29 protein-coding genes are annotated in these 26,292 nt (G+C 63.7%); 8 read left to right on the forward strand and 21 right to left on the reverse strand.

The features are described from left to right. Positions 1 to 158: 158 nt before the first annotated feature. Positions 159 to 674, forward strand: coding sequence for a SixA phosphatase family protein (locus tag LB532_RS11825; protein WP_181169232.1), 516 nt, complete (start codon positions 159 to 161; stop codon positions 672 to 674). Positions 675 to 722: 48 nt separating this feature from the next. Here the strand turns inward: LB532_RS11825 and LB532_RS11830 are convergent, their stop codons facing one another. The 6 genes from LB532_RS11830 to LB532_RS11855 all read right to left on the reverse strand — a co-directional run bounded on the left by LB532_RS11830 (position 723) and on the right by LB532_RS11855 (position 5,236). Further along, positions 723 to 962 (reverse strand): DUF680 domain-containing protein, encoded by a 240-nt coding sequence (locus LB532_RS11830; RefSeq protein WP_140637661.1) that lies wholly within the window; start codon positions 960 to 962, stop codon positions 723 to 725. Positions 963 to 1,151: 189 nt separating this feature from the next. After that, on the reverse strand, positions 1,152 to 1,379 hold the full coding sequence (locus LB532_RS11835; RefSeq protein ID WP_140549242.1) for a DUF680 domain-containing protein: 228 nt from the start codon (positions 1,377 to 1,379) through the stop codon (positions 1,152 to 1,154). Positions 1,380 to 1,422: 43 nt separating this feature from the next. Beyond that, on the reverse strand, positions 1,423 to 1,626 hold the full coding sequence (locus LB532_RS11840; protein WP_140515477.1) for a DUF680 domain-containing protein: 204 nt from the start codon (positions 1,624 to 1,626) through the stop codon (positions 1,423 to 1,425). Between the two features lie 491 nt (positions 1,627 to 2,117). After that, on the reverse strand, positions 2,118 to 2,891 hold the full coding sequence (dapB, locus tag LB532_RS11845; RefSeq protein WP_140637659.1) for a 4-hydroxy-tetrahydrodipicolinate reductase: 774 nt from the start codon (positions 2,889 to 2,891) through the stop codon (positions 2,118 to 2,120). 8 nt (positions 2,892 to 2,899) lie between these two features. Beyond that, positions 2,900 to 4,993, reverse strand: a complete 2,094-nt coding sequence (locus LB532_RS11850) for an ATP-dependent helicase (protein WP_140637657.1) — start codon at positions 4,991 to 4,993, stop codon at positions 2,900 to 2,902. 69 nt (positions 4,994 to 5,062) lie between these two features. Continuing rightward, a complete protein-coding gene (locus LB532_RS11855; protein WP_181169231.1) occupies positions 5,063 to 5,236 on the reverse strand; it encodes a hypothetical protein in 174 nt (57 codons plus the stop codon). Positions 5,237 to 5,346: 110 nt separating this feature from the next. On the opposite strand from LB532_RS11855, the gene LB532_RS11860 reads away from it, so the two are divergent. Then, positions 5,347 to 5,487 carry a hypothetical protein gene (locus LB532_RS11860; protein WP_181169230.1) on the forward strand — a complete coding sequence of 47 codons (141 nt, stop codon included), beginning with the start codon at positions 5,347 to 5,349 and terminating at the stop codon, positions 5,485 to 5,487. Positions 5,488 to 5,701: 214 nt separating this feature from the next. Here LB532_RS11860 and LB532_RS11865 read toward each other — a convergent pair whose 3' ends face one another. From LB532_RS11865 to LB532_RS11875, 3 genes are read right to left on the reverse strand one after another with little or no spacing between them, the layout of a single operon-like run. Further along, positions 5,702 to 6,859: a M20 aminoacylase family protein gene (locus LB532_RS11865; protein ID WP_140637656.1), complete on the reverse strand. Its 1,158-nt coding sequence runs from the start codon at positions 6,857 to 6,859 to the stop codon at positions 5,702 to 5,704. Between the two features lie 17 nt (positions 6,860 to 6,876). Then, entirely contained in the window at positions 6,877 to 8,103 is a 1,227-nt protein-coding gene (locus tag LB532_RS11870; RefSeq protein ID WP_140637654.1) for a Zn-dependent hydrolase, read from the reverse strand. Continuing rightward, positions 8,100 to 9,308 carry a diaminopropionate ammonia-lyase gene (locus LB532_RS11875; RefSeq protein ID WP_140637652.1) on the reverse strand — a complete coding sequence of 403 codons (1,209 nt, stop codon included), beginning with the start codon at positions 9,306 to 9,308 and terminating at the stop codon, positions 8,100 to 8,102. The genes LB532_RS11870 and LB532_RS11875 overlap by 4 nt, the downstream gene beginning before the upstream one ends. Positions 9,309 to 9,410: 102 nt before the next feature. On the opposite strand from LB532_RS11875, the gene LB532_RS11880 reads away from it, so the two are divergent. Next, on the forward strand, positions 9,411 to 9,890 hold the full coding sequence (locus LB532_RS11880; protein ID WP_140637650.1) for an Lrp/AsnC family transcriptional regulator: 480 nt from the start codon (positions 9,411 to 9,413) through the stop codon (positions 9,888 to 9,890). 66 nt (positions 9,891 to 9,956) lie between these two features. Beyond that, positions 9,957 to 11,099 (forward strand): flavin-containing monooxygenase, encoded by a 1,143-nt coding sequence (locus LB532_RS11885; protein WP_140637648.1) that lies wholly within the window; start codon positions 9,957 to 9,959, stop codon positions 11,097 to 11,099. Positions 11,100 to 11,113: 14 nt separating this feature from the next. Here LB532_RS11885 and LB532_RS11890 read toward each other — a convergent pair whose 3' ends face one another. The 4 genes from LB532_RS11890 to LB532_RS11905 form a co-directional block, all read right to left on the reverse strand. Continuing rightward, the gene (locus tag LB532_RS11890) at positions 11,114 to 13,222 is read right to left on the reverse strand and encodes a molybdopterin-dependent oxidoreductase (RefSeq protein ID WP_140637646.1); all 2,109 of its coding nucleotides are present in this window, start codon (positions 13,220 to 13,222) and stop codon (positions 11,114 to 11,116) included. A gap of 72 nt (positions 13,223 to 13,294) precedes the next feature. After that, positions 13,295 to 15,172, reverse strand: coding sequence for an ABC-F family ATP-binding cassette domain-containing protein (locus LB532_RS11895; protein ID WP_224556803.1), 1,878 nt, complete (start codon positions 15,170 to 15,172; stop codon positions 13,295 to 13,297). Positions 15,173 to 15,308: 136 nt separating this feature from the next. Then, positions 15,309 to 15,758 carry a MucR family transcriptional regulator gene (locus tag LB532_RS11900; RefSeq protein ID WP_140494381.1) on the reverse strand — a complete coding sequence of 150 codons (450 nt, stop codon included), beginning with the start codon at positions 15,756 to 15,758 and terminating at the stop codon, positions 15,309 to 15,311. Positions 15,759 to 16,078: 320 nt separating this feature from the next. Beyond that, entirely contained in the window at positions 16,079 to 16,591 is a 513-nt protein-coding gene (locus LB532_RS11905; RefSeq protein WP_140637643.1) for a DinB family protein, read from the reverse strand. Positions 16,592 to 16,656: 65 nt separating this feature from the next. Here LB532_RS11905 and LB532_RS11910 point away from each other — a divergent pair, with 65 nt between their 5' ends. Then, complete coding sequence (locus tag LB532_RS11910; protein WP_140637641.1) at positions 16,657 to 17,349, forward strand: glutathione S-transferase family protein; 693 nt, start codon at positions 16,657 to 16,659, stop codon at positions 17,347 to 17,349. A 64-nt stretch (positions 17,350 to 17,413) separates the two neighbouring features. Here LB532_RS11910 and LB532_RS11915 read toward each other — a convergent pair whose 3' ends face one another. Beyond that, positions 17,414 to 17,665 carry a DUF2934 domain-containing protein gene (locus tag LB532_RS11915; protein ID WP_224556804.1) on the reverse strand — a complete coding sequence of 84 codons (252 nt, stop codon included), beginning with the start codon at positions 17,663 to 17,665 and terminating at the stop codon, positions 17,414 to 17,416. 228 nt (positions 17,666 to 17,893) lie between these two features. On the opposite strand from LB532_RS11915, the gene ndk reads away from it, so the two are divergent. Both ndk and LB532_RS11925 read left to right on the forward strand, forming a co-directional pair. Then, positions 17,894 to 18,316 (forward strand): nucleoside-diphosphate kinase, encoded by a 423-nt coding sequence (gene ndk / locus LB532_RS11920; RefSeq protein WP_010915217.1) that lies wholly within the window; start codon positions 17,894 to 17,896, stop codon positions 18,314 to 18,316. Between the two features lie 130 nt (positions 18,317 to 18,446). After that, complete coding sequence (locus tag LB532_RS11925; RefSeq protein ID WP_140637639.1) at positions 18,447 to 19,055, forward strand: class I SAM-dependent methyltransferase; 609 nt, start codon at positions 18,447 to 18,449, stop codon at positions 19,053 to 19,055. A 26-nt stretch (positions 19,056 to 19,081) separates the two neighbouring features. On the opposite strand, the gene LB532_RS11930 is transcribed toward LB532_RS11925, so the two are convergent. The 6 genes from LB532_RS11930 to LB532_RS11955 form a co-directional block, all read right to left on the reverse strand. Then, entirely contained in the window at positions 19,082 to 19,840 is a 759-nt protein-coding gene (locus LB532_RS11930; RefSeq protein WP_140637638.1) for a YbaY family lipoprotein, read from the reverse strand. Positions 19,841 to 19,931: 91 nt separating this feature from the next. Next, entirely contained in the window at positions 19,932 to 20,411 is a 480-nt protein-coding gene (locus LB532_RS11935) for a molybdenum cofactor biosynthesis protein MoaE (RefSeq protein WP_140637636.1), read from the reverse strand. 1 nt (position 20,412) lies between these two features. Further along, positions 20,413 to 20,667, reverse strand: a complete 255-nt coding sequence (gene moaD / locus LB532_RS11940; RefSeq protein ID WP_140637634.1) for a molybdopterin converting factor subunit 1 — start codon at positions 20,665 to 20,667, stop codon at positions 20,413 to 20,415. Between the two features lies 1 nt (position 20,668). Then, complete coding sequence (gene pgsA, locus LB532_RS11945) at positions 20,669 to 21,265, reverse strand: CDP-diacylglycerol--glycerol-3-phosphate 3-phosphatidyltransferase (RefSeq protein WP_140494400.1); 597 nt, start codon at positions 21,263 to 21,265, stop codon at positions 20,669 to 20,671. Positions 21,266 to 21,436: 171 nt separating this feature from the next. Further along, complete coding sequence (gene uvrC, locus LB532_RS11950) at positions 21,437 to 23,500, reverse strand: excinuclease ABC subunit UvrC (protein ID WP_140637633.1); 2,064 nt, start codon at positions 23,498 to 23,500, stop codon at positions 21,437 to 21,439. After that, positions 23,497 to 24,258, reverse strand: a complete 762-nt coding sequence (locus tag LB532_RS11955; protein WP_140637631.1) for an SDR family oxidoreductase — start codon at positions 24,256 to 24,258, stop codon at positions 23,497 to 23,499. Before LB532_RS11955 ends, uvrC begins: the two co-directional genes overlap by 4 nt. A gap of 410 nt (positions 24,259 to 24,668) precedes the next feature. On the opposite strand from LB532_RS11955, the gene LB532_RS11960 reads away from it, so the two are divergent. Continuing rightward, complete coding sequence (locus tag LB532_RS11960; protein WP_140637630.1) at positions 24,669 to 25,325, forward strand: outer membrane protein; 657 nt, start codon at positions 24,669 to 24,671, stop codon at positions 25,323 to 25,325. A 62-nt stretch (positions 25,326 to 25,387) separates the two neighbouring features. Here the strand turns inward: LB532_RS11960 and LB532_RS11965 are convergent, their stop codons facing one another. Further along, the gene (locus LB532_RS11965; RefSeq protein WP_140494408.1) at positions 25,388 to 25,984 is read right to left on the reverse strand and encodes a glutathione S-transferase family protein; all 597 of its coding nucleotides are present in this window, start codon (positions 25,982 to 25,984) and stop codon (positions 25,388 to 25,390) included. Positions 25,985 to 26,292: the final 308 nt, after the last annotated feature.

The following is a 26,292-nucleotide window of genomic DNA, read 5'->3' on the forward strand; positions in this document are numbered from 1 at the left end:
TCGGAATCGCTAAATCGGAATTCGCGCCAGATCGAAACGGATAGGCTGCGCAGAGCTTGGTTTGAGGGATTGGAAAGCGGCCCATTCGATTCCTTCGACACAGAGGCGATCAAGCAAAAGGCCCGCACGGGTCTGGCCAGATTCGCCGGCCCTGACCAATGCCTGTGAAACAGCTTCTGCTGCTGCGCCATGCCAAGTCGAGCTGGGACGATCCCAACCTCCCCGATTTCGACCGGCCGCTCGCCGGACGCGGATTGAAGTCGGCCCGATTGATAGGGCGCGAACTCGCGGCCCGCGGGTGGTTGCCGGACCGGGCACTGGTATCGCCGGCGCTGCGCACCCGCGAGACTTGGCGGCTGGTGGACGCGGAGTTACCGGCGCATCCACGGGTCGCGTTCTCCGATGCGCTTTATGAAGCCTCGGCGACGGATATCCTGGGCCAGATTCGTCACGTCGATTCGTCGAACGACAGCTTGCTGGTGGTCGGCCACAATCCCGGTCTGCAAGATCTGGCGAAACAGCTTGCCGGGCCAGGGTCAGAGGCCAAGGCGCGCAGGAGGCTCGAAGGAAAATTTGCAACGGCAGCCTTTGCGCGCCTCGTTTTCGAGGGCGCCTGGTCCAACCTGTCGTCCGCGCGGCTGACGCATTGCCTGCGTCCGAAGGACCTGCGCTAGAAATCCGGGGTTTAGCTGGCAACCAAAGGCCGCTGCATGCGCGGGACGTTAATTGCCCCAGATGCCCTGGCCGGGTTCGGGCCAGTCCGTAGCGGGCTTCGTCTTGGCATCGCCTGTCTCTTGGCCGGCCATGCCCGTATCCTTGAGCGCGCCGGTGACAACGTGGTCCACGCCCGCTATCGGGGCGACGGGCTGGTTGGCATTGTCGGAGCCATAATGGTCGCTGCCGGCAAAGGCGCTGCCGGTCGCAACGAGGATGGCGGCGGTGGCGAGGGCGATCTTGTTCATTTCAATCTCCTGGGTTCATCTGTCAGGCGGCGTCTTGGGAGGACGGTTCCGCTAAGGACAAGACCCCAGGCAGTCCTGTTTTATTCCTGGCTCGGATTGTTTTCTGCCGAGCTTGGAGGATTGGTAATGTGCAAAAAACAAGAGCGGCGGGCCAGGCCCACCGCTCTTTGTGGTCGAAGACCAACAGAATCAACGGCCCCAGATGCCCTGGCCAGACTGAGCCGGCACGTTGGCGTTCGCGTCGCCCTGCGCCTTTACGGACTTGGCGATCGAGCCGGTATGCGTGGTGTCGATGTTGGAGGTCGACTGGTTGGCAACCGGCTGATTGACATTGTTGGAACCATAATTGTCGCTGCCGGCAAAGGCGCTGCCCGTGGCAATGAGAATGGCGGCGGCGGTAAGAGCGATCTTGGTCATTTCTTTACTCCTGAGTTCAAGTGGTTGATGTCGGCAGTCGCAATTAGCGGCCGAAAAGGTTGCGGTCGGCGCCCTGCGAAGCCGGGGCCTGGACGGTTCCGTTCGTCTTCGAGGTCGAAGCGGTAACGGAATGGTCGACAGCGGCGGCGGGCTGATTGGCGTTGGCCGAACCATAATTGTCGCTGCCGGCGAAAGCTGTGCCCGTGGCAACGAGGATGGCGGCGGCGGTAAGAGCGATCTTGGTCATTTTGGTTACTCCAGTATGTTTGTTCTGTCCGTCTAGTGGCGTGCCCTTGGGAGGATTTCGCGTCGCTCGGACCACCCCGAGATGGGTCTGCGATGTTGTCGTTTCCAGTCACGAAAATGTGCCGAAAAAGCTCTGGGAATGACCCTTGAAATTGAAAACCCTCGCTGCATGCCACAATTTTATCGTTTCTATTCAGTGTCTTATTGAGGGAACTCTATTGCGCCTACCCGTTTTTGCGGAGCCTGCGTTCACCGTTTGATGCACGGTCCGTCAATAGAAATCGAACCGAACGGTTCGGTTTTATGCAGGAGCGGTCGCGCGAGCGGCATCCGGGCGTTGAGCTGGATCGGGATTATGGCTTGCAAACGGGGTGGAGGACGGCCCAGAGGCGCGCCGTATTCTCCACGGGGTGGCTTCGCACTCGCCGTGGCAGGCCCGAGCCTTCAGTCATTTGGCGACTGGAGAAATGGAAAGCGGCGGGTTCTGGCCCGTCAAGAAGCGCCAAAGCCAAGGACGTCGCGCATATCGTATTGACCGGGCGGTCGCCCGGCCACCCAGAGGGCTGCGGCGAGGGCGCCACGAGCGAACATGACGCGATCCTCGGCCGCATGCGACAGGGTAACGGTCTCGCCCCTGGTGCAGAAACTGACGCTGTGCTCGCCGACGATGCTGCCGCCGCGCAGCACCGCGAAGCCGATCTCGCCGGCAGGCCGCGCACCGGTGACACCATCGCGAACACGCCTCGCCATCGCATCGAGCTCGACATCACGTCCGTCGGCAATGGCTTGGCCGAGCATCAGGGCGGTGCCCGATGGCGCGTCGATCTTGTTGCGGTGATGCGCCTCGAAAATCTCTGCATCCCAGTCCGCGGAACCGAGCGCTCTCGCCGCCTGCTCGACCAATCCGACCAGCATGTTGAGCCCAAGCGAAAAGCTGCCGGAGCGCACGATGGCGACGGCTTTCGCGGCATCGGCGATGGCTGCCAATTCAGCGTCATCGAAACCGGTCGAGCCAATGACCATGGCAGGCCCGCGACGGCCGGCGCAGGCTCTCGCCAGATCGGCCGATGCCGCCGGCGTGGTGAAATCGATCACCACATCGGCCAGGCCGAGCGCCTCGTCGCGGCTGACCAGCCCATCGCCGGCAATCCCCGGTCGATGAAAGCGGGCAGTGAGCGCCAGCCGCGAGTCGGCCTGCACAGCGTCCGTCATCTGGCGCCCCATGCGGCCGAGCGCACCGGCAATTGCGATCCTGACTGGCGCCATCGCTGCGGCTATTTCCACATGCCGCGCATGCGCGCGCCAATGTCGACGCGTATCTCCGGCCGGGGCGCCCTGCCCGGTGCTGCTTGCGCTGCCGGCCATACCGTCTGTTCGAATGCCGCAAGGAGGGAAGCCGGGATGAAGCGCGTGCGCGAGGCATAGACATGGCGGTCGCCGCGCGCCGCCTGGCCATGCGGAAAGAAGCGCTGCGGCATGACCAGGTTGAGGCTGTCCTTGGCCCTTGTCATCGCCACGTAAAGCAGCCGGCGCTCCTCCTCGATATCTTCCCTGGTACCAACGCCGAGATCGGCCGGAATGCAGCCATCGACAGTGTTGAGCACAAACACGTTCTTCCATTCCTGCCCCTTGGCCGAGTGGATCGTGGACAGGATCAGATAGTCCTCGTCGCGATGCGGCGGCCCGGCCTGGTCGCTGGTTGCATCGGGCGGATCGAGGGTCAGCTCGGTGAGGAAGCGCTCGCGCGAAGCGTAGCCGGATCCGATCTGCTCGAGCTGCAAAAGGTCGGCCCTGCGCGTGGTTGCGTCCTCGTGGATGCGCTCGAGATGCGGCTCGTACCAGAGCCTGACCTGTTCGAGATCGGCCGGCCATTTGGCGCCGGCGCGCAGGCCGGAGTAGAGCGAGACGAACCCCGGCCAGTCATCCGCCGCGCGCTGCGGCGGCCGCCAGCCGGCAAGGCCCATCGCCTCGTCCAGCGCCGATGTCATCGTCTCCACGATCTGCGCGGCGGCCGAGGGGCCGATGCCCGGCAAAAGCTGCAGCACGCGAAATCCGGCGACGCGGTCACGCGGGTTTTCGGCAAAGCGCAGCACCGACAGCACATCCTTGACGTGAGCGGCATCGAGGAATTTCAGCCCCCCGAACTTGACGAAGGGAATGTTGCGCCGCGTCAGCTCGATTTCCAGAGGCCCGCTGTGGTGCGAGGCGCGAAACAGCACCGCCTGTGATTTCAGCGCCGTGCCGGCCTCGCGCTCGGCCAGGATCACCTCGCAGACGAAATTGGCCTGCTCGACCTCGTCGCGTACAGTCACCAGCCTCGGCTTGGCGGCGGATTTGCGCTCCGACCACAGGTTTTTGGTGAAGCGCTCCGAGGCCTCGCCGATCACCGCATTGGCGGCGGCCAAAATGGTTTCGGTCGAGCGGTAGTTGCGCTCCAGCATCACCACATCGGCGGCCTGCGCGAACTGGTTTGGGAAGTCCAGGATGTTGCGCACCTCGGCGGCGCGGAACGAATAGATCGATTGCGCATCGTCGCCGACCACCGTCAGGCCGGCGCCATCGGGTTTGAGCGCCACGAGGATCGAGGCCTGCAGCCGGTTGGTATCCTGGTATTCATCGACCAGCACATGGTCGAAGCGCCCGCCCAGGTGCGTCGCTATCTCCGGTTCTGCCGTCATCTGCGCCCAGTAGAGCAGCAGGTCATCGTAATCGAGCACGTTCTGCGCCTGCTTGGCCTCGACATAGCCGGCGAACAGCTGCTTCAGCTGTTCAGCCCATCCGGCGCACCATGGAAAGGCGGAGCCCAGCACCTCGCCGAGCGGCGCCTGCGCGTTGACGGCGCGCGAATAGATGGCAAGGCAGGTGCCCTTGGTGGGAAAGCGCGCTTCCGTCTTCGAGAAGCCGAGCTCGTGGCGCACCAGGTTCATCAGGTCGGCCGAATCCTCGCGATCGTGGATGGTGAACGCCGGATCAAGGCCGATCTCCTGCGCGTAGTCGCGCAGCAGCCGTGCACCGATGCCATGGAAGGTGCCGGCCCAGGTCAGCGCGTCAGTGACGATCGAGGCGTCACGGCCGAGCACCTCGCCAGCGATGCGCTCGACGCGCCTGGCCATTTCGGAGGCCGCGCGACGTGAAAACGTCATAAGCAGGATGCGGCGCGGATCGGCGCCCTTGACGATGAGATGGGCGACGCGATGCGCCAGCGTGTTGGTCTTGCCCGAGCCGGCGCCGGCAATGACCAGCAGCGGTCCGGCGATCCTGCCGTCGCCATGCTCGACGGCCTGGCGTTGGGCATCGTTCAGCCTTGCGAGATAAGCAGGCTGTTCGGTCGGTTCCCGAAATGTCGAATCAAGAGCGGCAAGGTTCATCGCCCATCAAGCATCGTTTCCGCTTTGTTCGCAACAAGGAAGCGGCGCAGCGAGCTCAAGGTCGACAGGTCAGCGTTCCGGATCGACACCCATCGCCGCAGACTGCCTGCGCAATGCCTCCCGATCATTTTTTGGGACCGGCAGCAACAGGGGATCGACGGTGTCGGGCACGTCCTCGATCAGCTTGCGCGCGAGGCGGTAAGTGACAAAGGCGATGGTGCAGGCCAAGAGCAGACGGATCATCCAGCAGTCCTCCTTTGCCTGATCCAACCGAAGACATGAGCTTTTGTTCCTCGGCTTGATCGTCGCAACCAAACCGGGGTCGTCTCGTTGTCAGGCGAGAGGAGGTAGCGATGAAGAAGCTCTCCCTAGGCCTCTTGCTGATCATTCTGGCAGTCTCGGCCTGCGACAACAACGTCCCGCCAACCAAGGCTCCGGCAGCGGAAAACCCACACGCCGACGGCAATCCTGTAGCCGATAAGACCGGCAAATGAGTTGGGCATGCGTGCAGCAACGCCGCGGACCATAGTGGGACAGCACCAGGCACAGGCTGGAAAAGACGGCCGGCGCCGCTTGGGAGGTGCCTGATAGCGCCGGCCAGGCGGATATCAGGTCCGCCGCAAAGTGGATGTTAGCTGAGTCTTGCCGCAGCGTCATGGGGATTCCACCCCTTTGGCTTCCCGCAAAGTTCCGGAAGGACCGCGCCGTTCATGCTCCCAATCGACGTCTAACGACCGCGGCATGGAAATTCGTGCCGAACAGCAGGCCGTCATCGTTGAAGTCGTAGCTCGGATTGTGCAGCGGCGCCGTATCGCCATTGCCGAGGAAGACAAAGCAGCCGGGCACGTGATCGAGGAAACGGGCAAAATCCTCAGAGCCGGTCATCGGTTCGCGGGCGAGGGCGACGCCTTCGGGCGCGAACACGTTTCCGGCGGCTGCAAAGGCCTCGTCGACCAATTCGGCGTCGTTGTGCAGCGGCACGAATTCCCTGCTGTAGGCGACCTCGGCGGTGACGTTGTAGGCGGCGGCGGTGCCGGCGGCGATGGTGCGCATCTGCTTCTCGATCTCGGCGCTGACCTCGGGGCGAAAGCTGCGGGCGTCTCCCAGGATACGGGCAAGGCCGGGCAGCGCGTTGCGGGTGCCGTCGGTGATCAGTTCGGTTACCGAGACCACCGATATGTCGGCCGGGCTCAGCCGGCGCGAGACGATGGTTTGCAAATTGGTGACCAGCGCGCAAGCGGCGACCAGTGTCTCCTGGCCGTCGTGCGGCCCGGCAGCGTGGCCGCCAAGACCTCTCAGAACGATCTCGAAGATATCCTCAGCCGACATCATCGGGCCGGGGCGGGTTTCGAAATGGCCAATCGGCAATCCGGGCAGATTGTGCAGGCCGAAAATCTCATCGAAGGGAAAGCGGCGCATCAGCCCATCGTCGAGCATGGCCAGCGCGCCCCTGCCCCACTCCTCGGCCGGCTGAAAGATGAAGCGCACCGTGCCGTTGAACCCGCCCTCCCCGGCCAGCAGCTTGGCCGCGCCGAGCAGCATGGTGGTGTGGCCGTCATGGCCGCAGGCGTGCATGATTCCGGGATTTTGCGAGCGATAGGCCACGGCCGACTGCTCGGTGATGCGCAGGGCATCCATATCGGCCCTGAGCGCGATCGCCCTGTTGCCGCTGCCGCGCTTCAGCGTGCCGACGACACCGGTGCCGCCGACGCCCTCGGTCACATCGTCGAGGCCGAATTCGCGCAGTTTGGCGGCGACGAAGGCCGCGGTGCGCTTTTCCTCGAACCCGAATTCCGGATGGGCATGCAGATCGCGCCGCCAGCCCGTCATCTCCTGCTTCAAGGCATCGAGATCGATTTTGGCCATTTCTCCGCCCCTCTCAACTAGGTTGCAAGTCGGGTGACGACATCGAGCAGAATGTTGGCGCCGGCGACGAGCTCGGTATCGCCGGTGTATTCGCGCGGATTATGGCTGATGCCGCCGGCGCTCGGCACGAAGATCATCGCGGCAGGTGCGATACGCGCCATCATCTGCGCATCATGGCCGGCGCCGGACGTCATGCGCTTCGAAACCAGCCCGCGATTGTCGGCGGCGGCCTCGATCAGCTCCACGATGCGGCTGTCGAAGATCACCGGCTCGAAGCGCGCCAGCCGCTCGACCGAGATCGTCACGCCTTCGGCGGCGGCGAGTTCTTCGAGGTGAGCGGCGAGTGCTGCTTCCTCCGCCTGCAGCCGGTGCTCGAAAGGATCGCGCAGGTCGATGGTGAAGACCGCTCGCGAGGGAATGACGTTGATGGCGTTGGGCTCGAAACGCATCGTGCCGACGGTGGCGACGGTCGGCGTGTTCGAAGCCTTGGCACGATCGTGCAGGAAGGTGACGACACGCGCGGCCGCATGGCCGGCGTCGCTGCGCATCGACATCGGCGTGGTGCCGGCATGATTGGCGACCCCGTCGATGGTGATGCGCTGCCAGGAGATGCCTTGCAGGTTTTCCACCGCGCCGATCGGCACGCCTTCGCGCTCCAGCACCGGGCCCTGCTCGATATGCAGTTCGAGATAGGTATGCGGCTTTAGGAAGCCCGGCTGTTCGTCGCCGGCATAGCCGATGCGCGCCAGTTCCTGCCCGAGCACGCTGCCGTCGGTCCCCACGGCCGCCAGCGCCTCCTCGATCGCGACGCCGCCGGCATGAACCAGCGAGCCCATCATGTCGGGGGAATAGCGCACGCCTTCCTCATTGGTGAAGGCCGCGATGGCCAACGGGCGCGACGGGACAAAGCCTGAGGCCTTCAGTGTCTCGATTGTCTCCAGTCCGGCCAGCACGCCGTAGCAGCCGTCATAAATGCCGGCATCTATGACCGTATCGATATGCGAGCCTATCAGGATCGGCGCCTGCCCGGCATTCTCAGGCGTGCGCCAGATGCCGAAGATATTACCCATGCGGTCGATGGCGACTTCGAGCCCCGCCTCGCGCAACCAGCCGACGAAGCGGTCGCGGCCCTGCCGGTCGGCCTCCGAGGCGGCAAGCCGCACCAGCCGGCCCTCGCCGTCGCGGCCGATCGCGCCGAGGGCCCGAATACGGCCAAGCAGCCGCTGCGCGTCGACCGAGATCATGGCGTTGCTCCAGCAAGTACCTTGCCCGCAAGCACGTCCGCGGCGGCCACGCCGACGAGTTCGGCATAACGCTTGGGATCGGTGGCGCCTTCGGTGTTGACGACGAGCACCCGCGAGGTCCGGTCGAGGCCGAGTTCGGCCCTGTTGTCGGCGAGCGCCCGGATCAGTCCGGCCAGGCCGACCCCGCCGCTTTCGCCGGCAACGATGGCCGGATCACCTCCGGCCGGCCGCGCAAGCCTCCGCATCACGGCGACCGCATCCTCCTCGTCGACGGTCATGAAGGCATCGGCGGCACGCGCCAGCACGCGCCAGGCGACAGGCGACGCCTCGTAGCATTCGAGCATCGCCATGACAGTCGCTTCGCCATGCGCGATCTTGACAGGATGGCCAGCCCTGGCGGCGCCCAAGATGCAAGCGGCACGTGCGGGCTCGACCACCGTGAAGACCGGCCTGGCATCGCCGAGCACGATGGCGAGATGACCAGCCAGGGCAGCGGCAATGCCGCCGACCCCGGCCTGGACGAAGACGTGGGTGGGCGGTTCGCCGAGCTGGCGCAGCGCCTCGCGCATGATCGCGGTGTAGCCTTGCATGACGAGGCCCGGAATGCGCTCATAGCCGGGCCACGAGGTGTCCGACACGACGGTCCAGCCTTTGTCCGCCGCCACGCGTGCGGCTTGCCTGACCGAATCATCGTAGTTGCCGTCGACGCGGATGATCTCGGCGCCGTAGCGGGCGATGGCCGTGATGCGTTCGTCGCTGACGCCGGCATGGACGAAGATCGCCGCCCTCGCGCCGACAAGCTCGGCGCCCTGTGCCACCGAGCGGCCGTGATTGCCGTCGGTGGCGCAAGCCATGGTCATGGAAGCGGCGACCGCCCTGACATCGGGCTGATCGAGATCGGCGATGTCGAGCGGCCTGCCAAGCCGGCGGCCGGCTTCCTCCAGCACCAGATGAACGACGGCATAAGCACCGCCAAGCGCCTTGAAGCTGCCGAGACCGAGGCGAAAACCCTCATCCTTGAGGTGGATGGCGCCAATGCCCAGTTCCGCGGCCAGCGCCGGCAACGCATGCAACGGCGTCTCCCGATTGATGTCGCGATGGGACAGGAAACGCTCGGCCGCGTCGGCCCCCGCAACCCCGAGCGTTTCGGCGTCGACCGGATCGAGTGGGCTGCCGTGAAAGGCATTGCGGTTGAGCAGGAACATCAAGGCCTCCTTGGCTGACAACGAGACTATATTGCAAGGCAGGCGCAAAAAGCGCTGTATTCAAGGCCCCGAAATGCAAGTTTGTTTCTTCAGGACATGCCATTGCCCGCCTTGCCATCCTCGCTCGACAGTTTCGACCTCGCCATTCTCGCCGTGCTGCAGAAGGACAACACGACGCCGCAGCGACTGATCGGCGAGGCCGTCAACCTGTCGGCGCCGGCGGTGCAGCGCCGTATCAAGCGCATGCAACAGACCGGCGTCATCGCGGCCAATGTCGCGGTCATCGAACCGGCGGCGGTCGGCCAGCCCATCACCATCTTCGTCGAGGTCGAACTCGAAAGCGAACGCACCGAACTGATCGACGCGGCCAAGCGCGAATTCCTGGCGGCGCCGGAAGTCCAGCAATGCTACTATGTGACAGGCGAGGCCGACTTCATCCTGGCCATCACAGTGGCCGACATGAGCGCCTATGAGGCGCTGACACGGCGCCTGTTCTTCGACAGCAACAATGTCCGTAAATTCCGCACCTTCGTGGCCATGGACCGCGTCAAGGTCGGCCTGACGGTGCCGCTGCCGGGATGAGCGATCGGGTTGCATGTCTGGCATGCTTTCGCCATTCTCCGCATCGCGAATTGGCGGGAGGCGCGCTTGGACGACACCACCCCGGTTGCGATTATCGGTGCCGGGCCGGCGGGCCTGGCCGTTGCCGCGTGCCTGCGGCAGGCCGGTGTCGACTTCATCCTGCTTGAAAAAGAACAGCGTCCCGCTCCCGCCTGGCGACGCCATTACGAGCGCGTCCACCTGCACACGACCAAGCGCTATTCATCCCTGCCCTTCGTGCCCTTCCCCAGGGATTACCCGCGCTATGTGCCGCGCGATCTGTTCGTCGAATATCTCGATGCCTATGCGCAACGCTTCGATCTGCGGCCCCGCTTTGGAGAAGCGGTGCGGGCGATCGGCCGGCAGGGCAGAAGCTGGCGCGTCGAAGCGACATCCGGCACCGTGCGCGCTTCCCATGTGGTGATTGCGTCCGGATACAATGCCGAGCCGCGGATGCCGGCATTCGCCGGCGCCGGCAGTTTCAAGGGCAAAAGTCTGCACAGCGCCGACTACCGCAACAACACGCAGTTTGCCGGCCAGTCGGTGCTGGTCGTCGGCATGGGCAACACCGGCGCCGAGATCGCGCTCGACCTGGCGGAAGGCGGCGCGCATCCGACGATCTCCGTGCGCGGCGGCGTCCATATCGTGCCGCGCGAACTGCTCGGTGTGCCCATCCAGGTCGTCAGCATGGCGACGCGCCTGGGGCCGCGACGCGTCAACGACGCCGTCTTTCCTATTATTCTCGATCTGGTGTTGGGCAGGCTGGAGAAATATGGGCTCAAACGGCCCAAGCAGGGATTGCTGGAGCAGATATCCCTGGCGTCGCGCATCCCGGTGATCGATGTCGGGACCATCGGCAAGATCCGCGAAGGCGCGATCAAGGTCGCGCCCGACATTGCCGAGATATCAGAAGGCGGCGCCCGTTTCGTCGATGGTCGGCACAGCGACTTCGACGCGATCATCTTCGCTACCGGCTACCGCCCAGCCTATGCCAAATTCCTCGAACCCGGCGTCGAGCCTGGCGCCAGTGGCGTGAATACGCGCGCTTCGGAACTCGGCCTTTATCTCGTCGGCTACCACAATTCGGTCACCGGCCTGCTGCGCGAAATCGGAATCGAAGCCCAGGCGATCGCCGACGACATCCGTCTCCTGCAGAACAGAAAAAGGACGGTAGAAGCCCTGCCGGTGTGAGCTGGTCAGACCGCTCACCCCGCCTTGCGCAGCCACACCTTGTTGTCGTGGAATGCCGCGCCGCCATAGGGTGCGGGCGCATCGGCGCCAGTCAGCACGTTGATGCCCTCGCCGCGCTCATGCGCGCTGTTCGGCCAGATGCCTTCGGCGATCACCACGCCGCGCTTGATGCCGTCGAACAGCCTTGCATGCAGCACCACCTCGCCGCGCGCATTACCGACCTCGACACGGTCGCCCTCTGCCAAACCGTGTGCGGCGGCATCGTCGGGATGCAAGAGCAATTCCGGCCGGCCCTCCTTGGCCTTCGACACCGGCGTTTCGGAAAAGGTCGAGTTGAGGAAGTTGCGCGCCGGCGACGTAGCCAGCCGGAACGGATGCGCCTCGTCGGCAACCTCGATCAGGTCGACATGATCGGGAAATTGCGGCAACTGCTCCACCGGGCCGAACAGGCCCATGCTTTTCGGCGGCCGGTTGGGGGCGGCTTGTCCGGCCCAGTCGGCGCGGAAGCGGAATTTGCCGTCAGCATGGCCGAAGCCCTTGGTGAAATGCGCGGTTTCGAAATCCGGCTGCAGGTCGACCCATTTCTGCTCCTTCAGACTGGCGAAGCTGCCCAGCCCGCGCTTGCCGAGGATGAGGTCGATGTGCTGCTGCTCGGTGAGGCCGAAGCCCGGCCTGTCGGCGACGCCGAGGCGCTCAGCCAATTGCTCGATGACGAAATGGTTGGTGCGCGGCCCTTCCGGAGGCTCGATCAATTTTGGGCCGAGCGTGATGTGCTGGTTGCCGCCGCCCTTGTAGATGTCGTCATGCTCGACGAACATCGTTGCCGGCAACACGACGTCGGCGAGCCTGGCCGTGTCGGTCATGAACTGCTCGTGCACGCAGGTGAACAGGTCGTCACGCAAGAAACCCTGCTTCACCAGCCGCTGCTCGGGCGCGACATTGGCCGGGTTGGTGTTCTGGATGAGCAGCGCCGTCACCGGCGGCCCGCCATACAGCGCATCCGGCGCCCCCGTCAGCACCGGGCCGATGCGCGAATGATCGAGATAGCGGATCGAGGGATCGCGCATGCGCGTGCCCTCCAGCACCTCCTGGTTGAGCTTGAAGATGCCGGAATTGGAGTGGAAGGCGCCGCCGCCCTCATATTGCCAGGCGCCGGTGACCGCGGCGATACAGGAGGCGGCATGCATGTTGACCGCGCCGTTGCGCTGGCGGGCAAAGCCGTAGCCGAGGCGGAAATAGGTTTTCCTGGTCGTGCCGACGAGACGGGCGAAGTTCTCTATCTCGGCCACAGTCAATCCGGTGATCGCGGCCGCCCATTCGGGTGAGCGCGTGCGCAGGTGGGCTTCCAGACCTTTCGGGTCATCGGTGTATTTCTCGAGATAGGCGCGGTCGGCCAAGCCTTCCCTGAACAGCACATGCATGACCGCGCAAGCCAGCGCGGCATCGGTGCCAGGCTTCAGGACAAGCCCCATATCGGCCTGCTTCATCGTGGCGTTCTCATAGACGTCGATGACCACGATCCTGGCACCGCGCTCCTTGCGCGCCTTGATGGCGTGGGTCATGACGTTGACCTGGGTCACCACGGCATTGGTGCCCCAGATCACCACGCAATCGGACTTGGCCATTTCGCGCGGGTCGGGACCGCGCAGCGCGCCCGCCCCCATCATCCAGCCGGTCCAGGCCAGGTTGGTGCAGATCGAGCCAAAGAAGCCCGAATATTTCTTCGCATGCCGCAGCCGCTCGATGCCGTCGCGCTGCACCAGCCCCATCGTGCCGGCATAAAAATAGGGCCAGACCGTCTCCGAGCCGTATTTTGCCTCGGCCGCGGTGAACTTTTCGGCGACGAGGTCCAGCGCCGCCTCCCAACTTGTTTCCTGCCAGGCGCCCTCGCCCTTGGCGCCTTTGCGCACCAGCGGCTTCAGCAAGCGGTCGGGATGGTGGACGCGGTCGGCATAGCGCCCGACCTTGGCGCAGACGACGCCCGACGTGTAGGTGTTTGCCTTGGCGCCATGGACGCGGCCGATGCGGTTGCCGTCAAGCAACTCGACCTCGAGCGCGCAGGTCGACGGGCAATCATGCGGACAGGCCGAATGGCCGATGCGAAGGCTGGCGTGCTGGTTCATGGCACTTGTTTAGCCGCTTTCGGGCAAGGCGGGTAGGGCCAGATCTGACCCTCCCCATGATGGGGAGGGTAACTACTCCGCCGTGCCTTCCTCGTACTCTGCCGACATGGTCAGCCATTTTTCCTCTTGGCCGGCAAGCGTCTGGGCGAGTTGCGATCGCTCCTTCGCCAGCCTTGTCGCCGTCGACGGATCCTTTTCGTAGATCGCCGGGTTGGCCAGTTCGTCCTCGATGCCGTCGATGCGCTTGCGGATGCGGTCAATCAGCGCTTCGGTGGCGCGAATTTCCTTGGCCAGCGGCTCAAAGGCGGCGCGGCGCTGGGCCGCCTCGCGGCGGCGGTCGGCCTTCGAGGCTTTTTCCGCCTCGCGCCGCTCGCGCCTGTCGCCCGACACGCCGGTGACCAGCGTCTTGTAGTCTTCGAGGTCGCCGTCATAGGGATTGACCGCGCCATCCTTGACCAACCACAGCCGGTCCGCCGTCGCCTCCAGGAGATGGCGGTCGTGCGAGATCAGGATGACGGCGCCGGGGAACTCGTTCAGCGCATGGATCAAGGATTCGCGGCTGTCGATGTCGAGATGATTGGTCGGCTCGTCAAGGATGAACAGGTTCGGCCCCTCGAAGGCCGACAGACCCATCAACAGCCGCGCCTTCTCGCCGCCGGACAGGTCTTTCGCCGCCGTGTTCATCTTTTCGGTGGTGAGCCCAAACTGGGCGACACGGCCGCGCACTTTCGATTCCGGCGCTTCCGGCATCAGCCTGCGAACATGCTCGTAGGCGTTTTCCTCAGGCCTGAGATCGTCGAGCTGGTGCTGCGCGAAGATAGCCACCTTCAGCCCGGGCGCCACGGTCATGGTGCCGGTCTCCTGCTTCAGGCGGCCGGAGAGAAGCTTGGCGAAGGTCGACTTGCCGTTGCCATTCGCGCCAAGCAGCGCGATGCGGTCGTCGGCATCGATGCGCAAGGTCATCTTCTTCAGAATCGGCTCACCGGGGGTATAGCCGACATTGACATTGTTCAGCGCGACGATCGGCGAGGCCACCGTCTTCACCGGCTCCGGGAAAGAGAATGGCCGCACCGTGTCGTTCACGATGGCCGTGATCGGCTTCATCTTTTCAAGCGCCTTGATGCGGGACTGAGCCTGTCTTGCCTTGGAAGCCTTTGCGCGAAAACGCTCGACGAAGGATTCCATATGCTTGCGGGCGGCTTCCTGCTTGATGCGGCCCTTTTCCTGCTGTTCTTTCTGCTCGGTGTACTGGCGTTCGAACTGATCGTAGCCGCCGCGCCAGAAGGTCAGCTTCTTCTGGTCGAGATGGACGATCGAATTGACGGCGCGGTCAAGCAGGTCGCGATCGTGCGAGATCAGCAGCACCGTGTGCGGATATTTGGAAACATAGTTCTCGAGCCACAGCGTGCCTTCGAGATCGAGATAATTGGTCGGCTCGTCGAGCAGCAGAAGATCGGGTTCGGAAAACAGCACGGCAGCGAGTGCCACGCGCATGCGCCAGCCGCCGGAAAACGAGGAGGCCGGGCGGCGCTGCGCCGCGTCGTCGAAGCCGAGACCAGCGAGAATGGTGGCGGCGCGCGACTCGGCCGAATGCGCGTCGATATCGGCCAGCCGCATATGGATGTCGGCGATGCGGTGCGGATCGGTCGCCGTCTTTTCCTCCTCGAGCAGCGCCGTGCGCTCGAGGTCGGCTTTGAGGACGATCTCGATCAGCGGCTCCTCGGTTCCGGGCGCCTCTTGCGCCACCTGGCCGATGCGGGTGTTCTTCGGCAGGCTGATCGAGCCCGTCTCGGAAGGGAAATCGCCTGTTATGGCCTTGAACAGCGTGGTCTTGCCGGTGCCGTTGCGGCCGACAAGTCCGGCCTTGGTGCCGGCCGGCAAGGTCAGCGAGGCATGGTCGAGAAGCAAGCGCCCCGCCATGCGCAGCGAGAGGTCGTTGATGATAAGCATGGCCGCGCTTTTGCACGGGAGACCGGCGCTTCGCAAGACCTTGCGGGCCGCTTGGCCACGCAAGGCATGAAAACGGCGCGCGCAATGGCGCCGTCAACATCGCAGCTCAGTGGCTTCCGGCTGCGGTCGGCCGCGCTCAGGCGCTGGCTTTGCCGCGCTTTGTCGCCTTGGCCACAGGGGCCGGCGCTGCCGGCTTGCGGCCAAGTCCCGTCGACTTCGCCAGCGCTGACCGTGTCGCTGAGTAGTTCGGAGCGACCATCGGATAGTCGGGGGGCAGGCCCCATTTGGTGCGATACTCATCCGGGCTCAGCCCATAGTCCGTCCTGAGGTGCCGCTTGAGCGACTTGAACTTCTTGCCGTCCTCCAGGCAGACGATGTAGTCGGGAAAAACCGACTTCTTCGGGTTCACCGCAGGAACCAGGCTTGGGCTTTCGGCGACAACCGCACCTCCGAGCTTTCGCACCGAGGCACTGACGCTGGCAATCAGGTCAGGCAGGCCGGAAACCGGCAGCGGGTTGTTGCCGACATAGGCCGAGACAATGTCAGCGGTCAGCTCGATAACGGTCTTATCCTCGATATTTGACAAATCTTTCACCCTATTTGCGACAAAATCGTCTACCCCAGAGAAGAATTTCGTCGATGCATTTATTTAACCGCATCCCCCAAACGGACCAGCAAATCTCAAAACGAATCAAGACTTGCAGTCAAATATTTTTTACGGAAATCGGCTCCGTGCAAATTAGAAAAGCTAATTTTTGGGGTCGGCAGACTTAGGCGGCCCGGTTGGGAGGCCAATATCTCTAAAACACGCGCCGCCGGTCATAACGCGCTCCAACGTCTTTCGGCCTTCAGTTCGCAGTTTCCGTGAAACGGTGAAAACTGCTCTACCGGAGCCGGCGGCCGAAATCAGGCGTATGCGCGCCCTTCCTCGGTGCGCTGGAAATGCGCCAGATCGAGCTGCACGGAAGGGCGGCCCAGAACCGTCAGGATCATATGGGCCTGGCCGCGGTGGTGGGTCTGGTGGTTGAAGACGTGGTCGAGCGCCGGAGCCAGCCGTTGCGAGACGGTGCGCATGTCCGATACCGTCATGTATATAAAGCGGCCCGACAGCGCCTTGTCGCTCAAACCGCCAACCCAGTCGACGATCCGCCGGTCCTCCGTCTCGCGCGCCATGCACAGGCCCGGCAACGCCTGGTACAGTATGGCGTCCAGCGCCGTCGGCGCATCGCCCTCGCCGGTAAAGCGCTTCATCCAGATGCGATCGGCGGCCAGGAGATGGTTGAGTGTGCCCTTCATCGAGCCGAAGAATGCGCCGACGTCGCGATTGAATTCCTCTTCGTCGAGATGGGCGGCGGCATCGTAGATGCGGCCATTGGCCCATTGATTATAGGCCGCAAACATCATGAAGTGCCGTTTCATCTTTTCTCCCGCCGGCCTGTGTCGAGGCGTTGCGGGATACCTAAACCGCAAGGAAGCCGCCGCCAATGACCATTCTGCTTTATGATCTCGTCGGACGCGACGCCAGCCGCCCCTTCAGCCCGCATTGCTGGAAGGCGACGATGGCGCTGGCGCATAAGGGGCTGGAGATCAGCGCGGTACCGACGCGTTTTCTCGAAGTGCCCCGCGTCGAGGGCGGTACCTCGAAACTCGTGCCGGTGATCCGCGACGGCAAGACGGTCGTCGCGGATTCCTTCGCCATCGCGCTTTATCTCGACGAAACCTATCCGGACCGGCCGTCGCTGTTTGGCGGGGAAGGCGGCAAGGCTATGGCGCGCTTCATCGAGCGCTGGTCGCAACTGACCATCCATCCCTATGTGACCACCGCAGCGATCATGGACCTTTATGCCATGCAGGATACGGAGAACGCCGCCTATTTCCGCCAGAGCCGGGAGCAGCGCCTGGGCAAGAGCCTGGAAGAGGTGATGGCCGCGCGGGACGCCGGGCTTGGCAATTTCAGAGCTTCGCTGGAGCCGCTGCGCTCGATGCTCGCCTATCAGCCATTCATCGGCGGAGATTCGCCCCTGTTTGCCGACTATATCGTGTTCGGCGCGCTGCAATGGGCACGCATCGCCTCGCCCTACCCATTGCTCGAAGACCATGATGTCGTGGCGCAGTGGTTCGCCCGCTGCCTCGACTTGCATGGCGGGCTGGGTCGGGCGGTTGCGGCGGCCGCGTGAAACCGTAGCGCCTGTCCTTGCGGCAGGGCTAACGACGAGCCATCGGCTCCGATATGGCCAAATCTTATTTGGCCGCCTTTTTTGGCTTGCCGGTCTTGGCCTCTTTGGGCGCGGTTTTTGCCTTGCCGGCGACGGGCGCCTTTCTTGCTGACTTCTTCACCGCGGATGACCCTGCATCCTCCTGGTCGATGTCGGCCGTCGCCTGTTGCCAATGGCGCTCATGCTGTCCGGCCGGTTGCCCTTCTTCCTGCCAGATCTGATGTGCGCGGCTGCGAATGCGCTCCTGGCGATCGTCTGTCATGGTCATGGTCTCCATCCGGGCCGACCTCAGCGCGGCGCCGACACGCGACTATAGCAAGCAAAGCCTTATATTGCAGCCGTCCGATCTCGGGCTGGCGGCGGCATCGCCGATAATCGGCCCGGCACGCAAACGCGCATGGCGTCGACTTCCCCCGTCGACACCTCTGGCGACTTCCTCTTGGCAATGGGCCGGCCGGCTTGTATAGAGCCCGCCACTCCCAATCCAACCAGACAAGGACGACCCATGGCGCTCGAACGCACCTTTTCCATGATCAAGCCGGACGCAACGCGGCGCAATCTCACCGGCGCCATCACCAAGATGCTGGAAGATGCCGGTCTGCGCGTCATCGCTTCGCGCCGCGTGTGGATGAGCCGCCGCGAGGCGGAAGGTTTTTACGCCGTCCACAAGGATCGTCCGTTCTTCGGCGAGCTGGTCGAATTCATGTCGTCGGCGCCGACGATCGTGCAGGTGCTGGAAGGCGAGAACGCCATTGCCAGGAACCGTGAGGTGATGGGCGCCACCAACCCGGCCAACGCCGCCGAAGGCACCATCCGCAAGGTGCATGCGCTGTCGATCGGCGAGAATTCGGTGCACGGTTCGGACGCGCCGGAAACCGCCGCGCAGGAGATCAAGTACTGGTTCTCCGACACCGAGATCGTCGGCTGAGCCGACCTTGGCATTGTGACCGAAAAGGCCGGCGGATTGCCGGCCTTTTTCATTGAAACGGATCGATCCGGCACTGCCGTTGAACCCTTGCCCGCGCTAAAGTCGGTCAGGCACAGGGAGCCGGCGAAGCATGACCAGCACCATTCCCGGTTTCTTCCAGGGCACCGAGATGCCATCGAGCGGCTGGTGGGAGGTGCTGTGGCCCGACCCCGGTGCCGTGCTTTCGTCAACGGGACTGAAGCCGGGCATGGAGGTGGCCGACCTCTGCTGTGGCGACGGCTGGTTTACGTTGCCCATCGCCAAAGTCGCCCGCCATGTCGTCGGCATCGATATCGATACCGACCTGCTCGACGTCACCCGTCGCCGGCTCAATGAAAACGGCACGAGGAATTTCGATCTCGTCGCGGGCGATGCCTATGAACTCGCGAGCCTGATATCCCGCCCAGTCGATTTCATCTTCATGGCAAACGCCTTTCACGGCGTGCCGGACCGGCCACGGCTGGCGCGAGCCATCAGCGAAGCGCTCGTCCCTGCCGGACGCTTTGTTGTCGTCAACTGGCATCGGCAGCCGCGTGAACAAACCACGGTGCTCGGCGAGCCCCGCGGACCGAAGACCGAATTGAGGATATCGCCGGAACAGACCATCACGGCCGTCGAGGCGGCCGGCCTCAAATTCATCGAGCTGGTCGAGGTGCCGCCCTACCACTATGGCGCCGTGTTCGAAAAAATGAGCGGCTGACCTCCGCCGACAGCCGTTTCATGACATCAGCTCGCGGCGCTGAAACGCAGGATCTCGCGGCCGTTCCCGTCGGCGATGGTCAACTTGCCGGCATCGACTTTATACGAAGCCGCCTTTGCCAGAGCCTCAAACAGCGCCTTTTCCTCCGCCATCACCTCGGGCGCGCAGGCCTTGTAGGTCGAGCCGATGTCGCTGATCGCGATCTCCTGGCCATTGAGGTTGGCGGTGGCAAAATAGCTGTTGCAGGGACCGTTGCCGCCCGCCTTGCCTGCTTCACTCACCCGGAATGTCGCTTGCGCGGTGATGGCTACGCCGTGGACATAGTCGAGCAGCCAAAGCTGATCGAGAACGGAAGCAATGGGCTCGGGGCTTGGCGTCACCATCTTGAGCATGATTGTTTGCGGCGCATAGGTCAGCGGATCGACTTGATGGCGCTCATCCGAGATGAACAGGAGCCTGTCGCCGACGGTGATGCGGGCCTGCAACGCATAGGTCATCCGCCGCTGGATCCGGGACGGATCGAATGTGACCGTAAAACTGATTGGCACCTGGCCTGCGGGCGTCAGCTTCTGCTCGCCGATGATTTTGGCGGGAGCGTCGGCGAGCGACACATCGGCAAGCTGGACCGAGAGCACGGCATTGGGCGGCAAGGCGATGCGCTCGCGGTAGGTCACCTCGCCCTTCAGGGCTTTTTCGGCGGCCACGGAGAGTTCCGGCACGGCAAGTATACCGACGACCAGAGGCACGAAACCGAAGACGAAGAACTCCGCTATCCTGTCCAGCATGACCATCTCCTTCCCCGGGCTGGCCACAGCCCAGGCTGACCAACAACGAATTGGCCAAAGGATTGCGGTCAATGCGTGGCTGAGGCCGAATTTATTCGGACGGTGGCCTCCAGCGTCCTGCCGCCTGTTCGTCTTTCTCCTTGGCCTCGACCCAGCCGCCTTCGGAGCCGTCAGCGCGATGCTCCTTCTTCCAGAAGGGAGCGCGCGACTTCAGATAATCCATGAGGAAATTCGCCGCCTCGAACGCGGCTTGCCGATGCGCGGAGGCCGCCACCACCAGCACGATGTTCTCGCCCGGCCGAATTCTGCCGTGGCGGTGGATGGCGGTGATGCCCTGCAGCGGCCAGCGCTGAACCGCTTCGGCCGCGATGCGGCCGATTTCGGCCTCGGCCATGCCCGGATAATGCTCGAGCTCAAGCGCCGAGAGCGTCCCCTGCTCGTCACGGCACAGGCCCGAGAAGGTGACCACAGCGCCGATGTCGGCGCGGCCTCGCGTCAGTCTGGCGATTTCGGCGGCAACGTCAAAATCTCGGCGCTGGACGCGCACGGCAGGTACGACCGCGCCGGCCATCTCAGCCCCCGGTCATCGGCGGAAACAGCGCGATCTCGCGCGCGCCTGATATTTTCTCGCCGTGCTCGACATGTTCCTGGTTGATAGCGACGCGGATCACGTCGGGATATCGCAGCGCATGCTCGTATTCCTCGCCGCGCGACTTCAGCCAGCGCAAGAGGTCCGCGACGGTGTCGACGCCATGCGGCAAGTCCACGTCTTCGTCCGGCTTGCCGATTCGCTCCCGCACCCAGGCGAAGTAGATGAGCTTCGTCATCCTATTCGTCCATGATGTGCTTGAGGCCGGCGCGGAAATAGTCATAGCCGGTGTAAAGCGTGACCAGGGCTGCGATCCACAACAGCACCAGGCCGGTCTGTGTGGTGAGCGGAAAAATCTTGTCGCCGGCCGGACCGGCGAGCAGGAAGGCGATAGCGACCATCTGGATGGTGGTCTTCCATTTGGCAAGCTGCGTCACCGGCACGGAGACCTTGAGCGCCGCCAGATATTCGCGCAGCCCCGAAACCAGGATTTCGCGGCACAGGATGATGATCGCCGCCCACAGCGACCAGCCGGCAATGCCGGCATGGCGGTCGGTGTCGGCGGCAAGCAGCAGCAGGCATGTCGCGACCAGCAGTTTGTCGGCAATGGGGTCGAGCATCTTGCCGATGTTCGAGGTCTGCTTCCAGGCGCGGGCGAAATAGCCGTCGAAATAATCGGTGATGGACGCAAGCAGGAAAATGATCAGCGCCGACCAGCGGGCGAAGTCGCTCGACTTCAGATGTCCCTCGAGGAAAAAGCACAGCACCACCAGCGGCACCGCGATAATGCGGGCGTAGGTGAGGATGTTCGGGAGGTTGAACGCGCGCTGAGCCATATTCGGGGGAACTCTTTCTGCCTGCGTACTCAAATCAGAAGCTGATGTAGGGGGTCAACAGGCCAAAATCGATTGGCCAGCAAAAATAGGCCAATCTCGTCATCTCGCGGGCTCCGCCGCGCCGCTCCTTGCTTCGCCCGGGAGCTGACGGCGGCTTTCGGGCGACATGCATCAGTTCTCGTGGAAATGGTTGTAAACCAGTCTGGCCACCTGCTCGGAAATGCCGTCGACCTTTACCAGGTCCTCGATTGCCGCGCGACCGACCGCCTTGGCGGTGCCGAAATGCATCAGCAGCGCCCGTTTGCGGCTGGGACCGATGCCGCCGATCTCGTCGAGCGGGCTCTTGACCATCTCCTTCTTGCGGCGAGCCCGGTGCGAGCCGATGGCGAAACGGTGAACCTCGTCGCGCAGGCGCTGGACAAAATAGAGCACGGGATCGCGTACCGGTAGGGAAAACGAGTCCCTGCCCTTGACGAAGAAGCGCTCGCGGCCCGCGTCGCGGTCCTGGCCCTTGGCGATGCCGATGGCCACGACCCGGTCCTCGATGCCGAGATCGGCGAGGATCTTGCGCACGGCGCTCATCTGGCCCTGGCCGCCATCGATCAGGATAACGTCCGGCCAAGCAGGGAAGCCGCCTGACATGTCGCCTTCATCGCTGTCCGCCTCGCCTGCCGCAGCATCGTCGGGCGTCACATCGCCATGCTCCTTGAGCAACCGTGAAAAGCGCCGCTCCATCACTTCGCGCATCATGCCGAAATCGTCGCCGGGCGTGATCTCGGTCGAGCGGATATTGAATTTCCGGTACTGGTTCTTCACAAAACCTTCCGGCCCGGCCACGACCATGGCGCCGACGGCGTTGGTGCCCATGATGTGCGAATTGTCGTAGACCTCGATGCGCACCGGCGGCTTTTCGAGGCCAAAGGTCTCGGCAAAGCCGGCAAGCAGCCTGGCCTGCGTTGAGGTTTCGGCCAGCCGGCGGCCGAGCGCCTCGCGGGCATTTTGCAACGCATTATCGGTCAGGTCCTTCTTCTCGCCACGCTGCGGCACCGAGATCGACACCTTGCGGCCGGCGCGGGTCGAGAGCGCCTCGGCCAACAGTTCCTGGTCCTCCACGGCGTGCGACAGCAGAATGGCCCGCGGGGTCGGCTTGTCGTCGTAGAACTGCGCCAGGAACGAGCCCAGCACCTCTGCGCCTTCCAGCGCCGGATCGGCCTTAGGGAAATAGGCGCGGTTGCCCCAGTTCTGGCCGGTGCGGAAGAAGAACACCTGGATGCAGACCTGGCCGCCCTCCTGATGGATTGCGAAGACATCGGCCTCGTCGACGGTCTGCGGATTGATGCCCTGGTGGCTCTGCACGTGCGAGAGTGCCGCCAGCCGGTCTCGATAGATGGCGGCGCGCTCGAAATCGAGATCTTGCGAGGCCTGTTGCATGGCGGCCGAAATCTCGGTCTTCACCTTCTGGCTGCGGCCGGAAAGAAAATCCTTCGCCTCCGCGACCAGCTCGGCATAGTCGCCATGCGAAATCTCGCCGGTGCAGGGACCGGCGCAGCGTTTGATCTGATAGAGCAGGCAGGGCCGCGTGCGGTTCTCGTAGAAGGAGTTGGTGCAACTCCTCAGCAGGAAGGCGCGCTGCAAGGAATTGATGGTGCGGCCGACCGCGCCCGCGGAAGCGAATGGGCCGAAATAATCACCTTTGCGCGAACGCGCGCCGCGATGCTTGTAGATGCCGGGCGAGACATGGTCACCGGTCAAGAGGATGTAGGGAAACGACTTGTCATCGCGCATCAGCACGTTGAAACGTGGCCGCAGCCGCTTGATGAGGTTGGCCTCCAACAGCAGCGCCTCGATCTCGGTGCGGGTGACGACGAACTCCATCGTCGCGGTTTCGCGCACCATGCGGCCGATGCGGTTGGTGTGGAAGCGACCTTGCGCGTAATTGGTGACGCGCTTCTTCAGGCTGCGGGCCTTGCCGACATAGAGCACGTCGCCATTGGCATTCATCATGCGGTAGACGCCCGGCGCATTGGGCAGCCGCTTGACCAGCGTCTGGATCACCTCGGCGCCGACCATGCCGTCGGCATCGCCGGCATGCGGCGTCCAGTCGATGGCGGTGAAGGCGACGTCCGGGCCGGCCGGTTCGACGATCTCCTCCGCCGCCTCGTCCTCGACGTCGATTTCGGGAGGCAGATCGTCGGCGCCGCCACGCATCTTGTGTTTCTGCTCTGCAGGACTCATTCCGTCATGCCTGTCACATCAGGTGTGCGCCATGCAAGATGCTGGCCGCCATCAAGCGCGATCATCTGCCCGGTGATCGAGCGGGCTTCCCAGAGATAGCGGATTGTGGCGCCGAATTCCGGCAATTGCGGGCCGCGTTTCAAAATGAGACCGGCGAGTTGCGCGGCAAAGTCGCTGTCGTCCTGGTGCGCGTTCTTCAGGGTCGGGCCGGGACCGATGGCGTTGACGCGGATGCGCGGGCCGAGCGCCTGCGCCATCATCTGGGTTGCCGTCCACAAGGCGGACTTGGACAGCGCATAGGAGAAGTAGCGCGGCGTCGGCCGCCAGACACGCTGGTCGATCATGTTGACGATCAGCCCCTCTCGCCTGTCCGGCAGTGCCCGGGCAAAGTTCTGCGCCAACAGCGCCGGGGTCTTCACATGAATGGCGAAGTGGCGGTCCCAGCCCTCCCAGTCGAAGTCAAGAACCGAATCGTCCTCGAACAGCGAAGCGTTGTTGACTAGTAGCGAGATCGGCCCGAGCGCGGCTTCGGCGCGGCCGATCAGGCCGCCGACGTCGGCCATGTCGGTCAGATCGGCGGCGACCACGGCGGCGTGGCCGCCGGCGCGGTTGATCCGCTGGGCAAGCGCATCCGCGTCGTCGCGCGAGCGGTTGCAGTGAATGGCGACGGCAAAACCGTGGGCGGCGAGATCCTCGACAATCGCGCTACCGATCCGTTTTGCCCCGCCCGTCACCAGCGCCGCGGTGGCTTTGCTCATCTGTTGTCAATCCTCGGTTTCGGCGCGAAGGAGGGCGCCGGCAAATTATGGCCCGCCACCCGTTAAATGGCGTTCGCACCTGCGGCAGCATTGTGGCGAAACGGCCGGTTCGGCATCTCTAGCCGGCCCGCAATGAGCCAGCTTCGAAACAATATAGGGGGCCGGACTCCTTGCACCAAGCCGCGTACGGCGAAGCACGGCCCATCTGCTGACATTTCGCTGTTGCGAAGATGCAACGTCACGTTTCTGCCTCATTCGCGCCGGGGAATGACCCAAGTTCAGGTTCGCTTCAGCCGCATTTCGACACGACATTTGGAACCGACGAACGCCAGATCCGTTTCACCCCCCGGACGGGTTGATGGGCGATCGTAAGAACAAGCCTGTGTCCTGTGGCTTAAGGAGTAACAACAATGCAAGCCAATCTCAAATTCGCACGGCCGCTGGCCGTAGCGCTCGGGCTCTTCGCCCTCGGTGGAACTGCCTATGCCGCCGATGTGGTCCAGGAAGAGCCGCCGGCACCTGCCCCGGTCGCCGAACTGCCCGTCGCGTCCTGGGCCGGCCCCTATGCCGGTATTAATCTTGGCTATGGCTTCAGTGGCCGTACCAAGGAAAAGGATTTCGACGTTGACACCGATACCAACGGTTTCATCGGCAGCGTCTTCGGCGGCTATCAGTGGCAGCAGGAGAACTTCGTCTACGGCGGTGAAGCCGAACTCGGCTACAACGGCGTTAAGGGCGACGATAATGGCATCGACTCCAAGGCCGGCTTCGAAGGTTCGCTTCGTGCCCGTCTCGGCTACGCTGTGACCCCGGAAATCCTGCTCTACGGCACCGGTGGTCTCGCCGGCAGGAGCCTGAAGGTGGAGGACAGCGTCCTCGGCGCCAGCGATCGCGCCACCATGATCGGCTGGACCGCCGGTCTTGGTACCGACATCAAGCTGACCGACAATGTGTTCGGCCGCGTCGAATACCGCTACACCGACTTCGGCAGCAAGGACTTCGATGGCATCGGCAAGGTCAAGGCCACCGACAACCGCGTCACCTTCGGCGTCGGTATGAAGTTCTAAGTCGTTCAAGCCACGACACGAAGAAGCCGGGCCTCGCGCCCGGCTTTTTTATTGTCTGCCGCTCACGCGGGAACGCAGGGTTTCAGGTCCGGGAATTTCTCATCGAAGCGCGCGGCCCAGCGGACCAGCCGGTTGCGGCCTTTTTCCCATTTCCCGGCGAAACGCAGCGCCAGGTACCCGAGGCAGGCGCGCAGCGCCATCTGGCCGGCGGTGATCTTCTTCGGCAGTTTCGGCGGATTGGCATTGAGCAGATCGAGCGCGGCGGTGATCTTCGCCCATTGGCGGTCGAGCCAGGGCTGGTAGACCATCTCCTCGGGCCGCGTGCGGCGCTCATAGACCATCGACAGCGCACAGTCGCAGATGCCGTCCGCCAACGCTTCCAGCACTTCCGCTTCCAGCCGCTTGTCGGGATTGCGCGGAAACAACGCGCTCTTCGACATCCGGTTGAGCTGCTGGGTGATGGCTCGGCTGTCGTGGATCGAGCGGCCGTCGTCGAGCACCAGCACAGGGATCTTGCCCAGCGGATTGGCGCCGATCAGTTCGGCCGGCTTGTCTTCGGTTTTGACAGGCGCCAGGTCGACGGCGATGCCGGCATAAAGGGCCGCCATTCGTACCTTGGAACTGTAGGGGGACGTGGAGGCGTAAAGCAGTTTCGGCATGATCGGGTTCCCGTTGGCAGGCCGTCACTGTTGACCGGGCGCCCTTCCCCGCGCAACAGCCAGAAGCGGAAAAACCAGCCGCCAGCAACCGGCGACCACTCCTGCATGCCTTGGTCTCTTGTACGCCTTTATCTGGATGCGCCACATGTGACGACGGCAACACTCCGACAGGCCGGACAAACCAACGATCGTTCCGCCGCCGCACGATAGCGCACAACAAAAGCCCACCGGACTTCGCCCTGCGGCGAAGTCCTGGGAGTTGCGAAAGATATCTGGCGTCCGCCCCTCTCGTTGCGCCCCAATGCCAG

Origin of the sequence: Mesorhizobium sp. ESP-6-2 (assembly GCF_020164675.1) — a bacterium.
In the GTDB taxonomy this organism is placed as follows: domain Bacteria; phylum Pseudomonadota; class Alphaproteobacteria; order Rhizobiales; family Rhizobiaceae; genus Mesorhizobium.

What these genes read in the sequence shown, in the direction of transcription:
- LB532_RS11825 (WP_181169232.1), top strand. Translation starts at nt 159, where the DNA reads ATGCCTGTGAAACAGCTTCTGCTGCTGCGCCATGCCAAGTCGAGCTGG.
- LB532_RS11830 (WP_140637661.1), bottom strand. Translation starts at nt 962, where the DNA reads ATGAACAAGATCGCCCTCGCCACCGCCGCCATCCTCGTTGCGACCGGC.
- LB532_RS11835 (WP_140549242.1), bottom strand. Translation starts at nt 1,379, where the DNA reads ATGACCAAGATCGCTCTTACCGCCGCCGCCATTCTCATTGCCACGGGC.
- LB532_RS11840 (WP_140515477.1), bottom strand. Translation starts at nt 1,626, where the DNA reads ATGACCAAGATCGCTCTTACCGCCGCCGCCATCCTCGTTGCCACGGGC.
- dapB (WP_140637659.1), bottom strand. Translation starts at nt 2,891, where the DNA reads ATGGCGCCAGTCAGGATCGCAATTGCCGGTGCGCTCGGCCGCATGGGG.
- LB532_RS11850 (WP_140637657.1), bottom strand. Translation starts at nt 4,993, where the DNA reads ATGAACCTTGCCGCTCTTGATTCGACATTTCGGGAACCGACCGAACAG.
- LB532_RS11855 (WP_181169231.1), bottom strand. Translation starts at nt 5,236, where the DNA reads ATGATCCGTCTGCTCTTGGCCTGCACCATCGCCTTTGTCACTTACCGC.
- LB532_RS11860 (WP_181169230.1), top strand. Translation starts at nt 5,347, where the DNA reads ATGAAGAAGCTCTCCCTAGGCCTCTTGCTGATCATTCTGGCAGTCTCG.
- LB532_RS11865 (WP_140637656.1), bottom strand. Translation starts at nt 6,859, where the DNA reads ATGGCCAAAATCGATCTCGATGCCTTGAAGCAGGAGATGACGGGCTGG.
- LB532_RS11870 (WP_140637654.1), bottom strand. Translation starts at nt 8,103, where the DNA reads ATGATCTCGGTCGACGCGCAGCGGCTGCTTGGCCGTATTCGGGCCCTC.
- LB532_RS11875 (WP_140637652.1), bottom strand. Translation starts at nt 9,308, where the DNA reads ATGTTCCTGCTCAACCGCAATGCCTTTCACGGCAGCCCACTCGATCCG.
- LB532_RS11890 (WP_140637646.1), bottom strand. Translation starts at nt 13,222, where the DNA reads ATGAACCAGCACGCCAGCCTTCGCATCGGCCATTCGGCCTGTCCGCAT.
- LB532_RS11895 (WP_224556803.1), bottom strand. Translation starts at nt 15,172, where the DNA reads ATGCTTATCATCAACGACCTCTCGCTGCGCATGGCGGGGCGCTTGCTT.
- LB532_RS11905 (WP_140637643.1), bottom strand. Translation starts at nt 16,591, where the DNA reads ATGAAACGGCACTTCATGATGTTTGCGGCCTATAATCAATGGGCCAAT.
- LB532_RS11910 (WP_140637641.1), top strand. Translation starts at nt 16,657, where the DNA reads ATGACCATTCTGCTTTATGATCTCGTCGGACGCGACGCCAGCCGCCCC.
- LB532_RS11915 (WP_224556804.1), bottom strand. Translation starts at nt 17,665, where the DNA reads ATGGAGACCATGACCATGACAGACGATCGCCAGGAGCGCATTCGCAGC.
- ndk (WP_010915217.1), top strand. Translation starts at nt 17,894, where the DNA reads ATGGCGCTCGAACGCACCTTTTCCATGATCAAGCCGGACGCAACGCGG.
- LB532_RS11925 (WP_140637639.1), top strand. Translation starts at nt 18,447, where the DNA reads ATGACCAGCACCATTCCCGGTTTCTTCCAGGGCACCGAGATGCCATCG.
- LB532_RS11930 (WP_140637638.1), bottom strand. Translation starts at nt 19,840, where the DNA reads ATGCTGGACAGGATAGCGGAGTTCTTCGTCTTCGGTTTCGTGCCTCTG.
- LB532_RS11935 (WP_140637636.1), bottom strand. Translation starts at nt 20,411, where the DNA reads ATGGCCGGCGCGGTCGTACCTGCCGTGCGCGTCCAGCGCCGAGATTTT.
- moaD (WP_140637634.1), bottom strand. Translation starts at nt 20,667, where the DNA reads ATGACGAAGCTCATCTACTTCGCCTGGGTGCGGGAGCGAATCGGCAAG.
- pgsA (WP_140494400.1), bottom strand. Translation starts at nt 21,265, where the DNA reads ATGGCTCAGCGCGCGTTCAACCTCCCGAACATCCTCACCTACGCCCGC.
- uvrC (WP_140637633.1), bottom strand. Translation starts at nt 23,500, where the DNA reads ATGAGTCCTGCAGAGCAGAAACACAAGATGCGTGGCGGCGCCGACGAT.
- LB532_RS11955 (WP_140637631.1), bottom strand. Translation starts at nt 24,258, where the DNA reads ATGAGCAAAGCCACCGCGGCGCTGGTGACGGGCGGGGCAAAACGGATC.
- LB532_RS11960 (WP_140637630.1), top strand. Translation starts at nt 24,669, where the DNA reads ATGCAAGCCAATCTCAAATTCGCACGGCCGCTGGCCGTAGCGCTCGGG.
- LB532_RS11965 (WP_140494408.1), bottom strand. Translation starts at nt 25,984, where the DNA reads ATGCCGAAACTGCTTTACGCCTCCACGTCCCCCTACAGTTCCAAGGTA.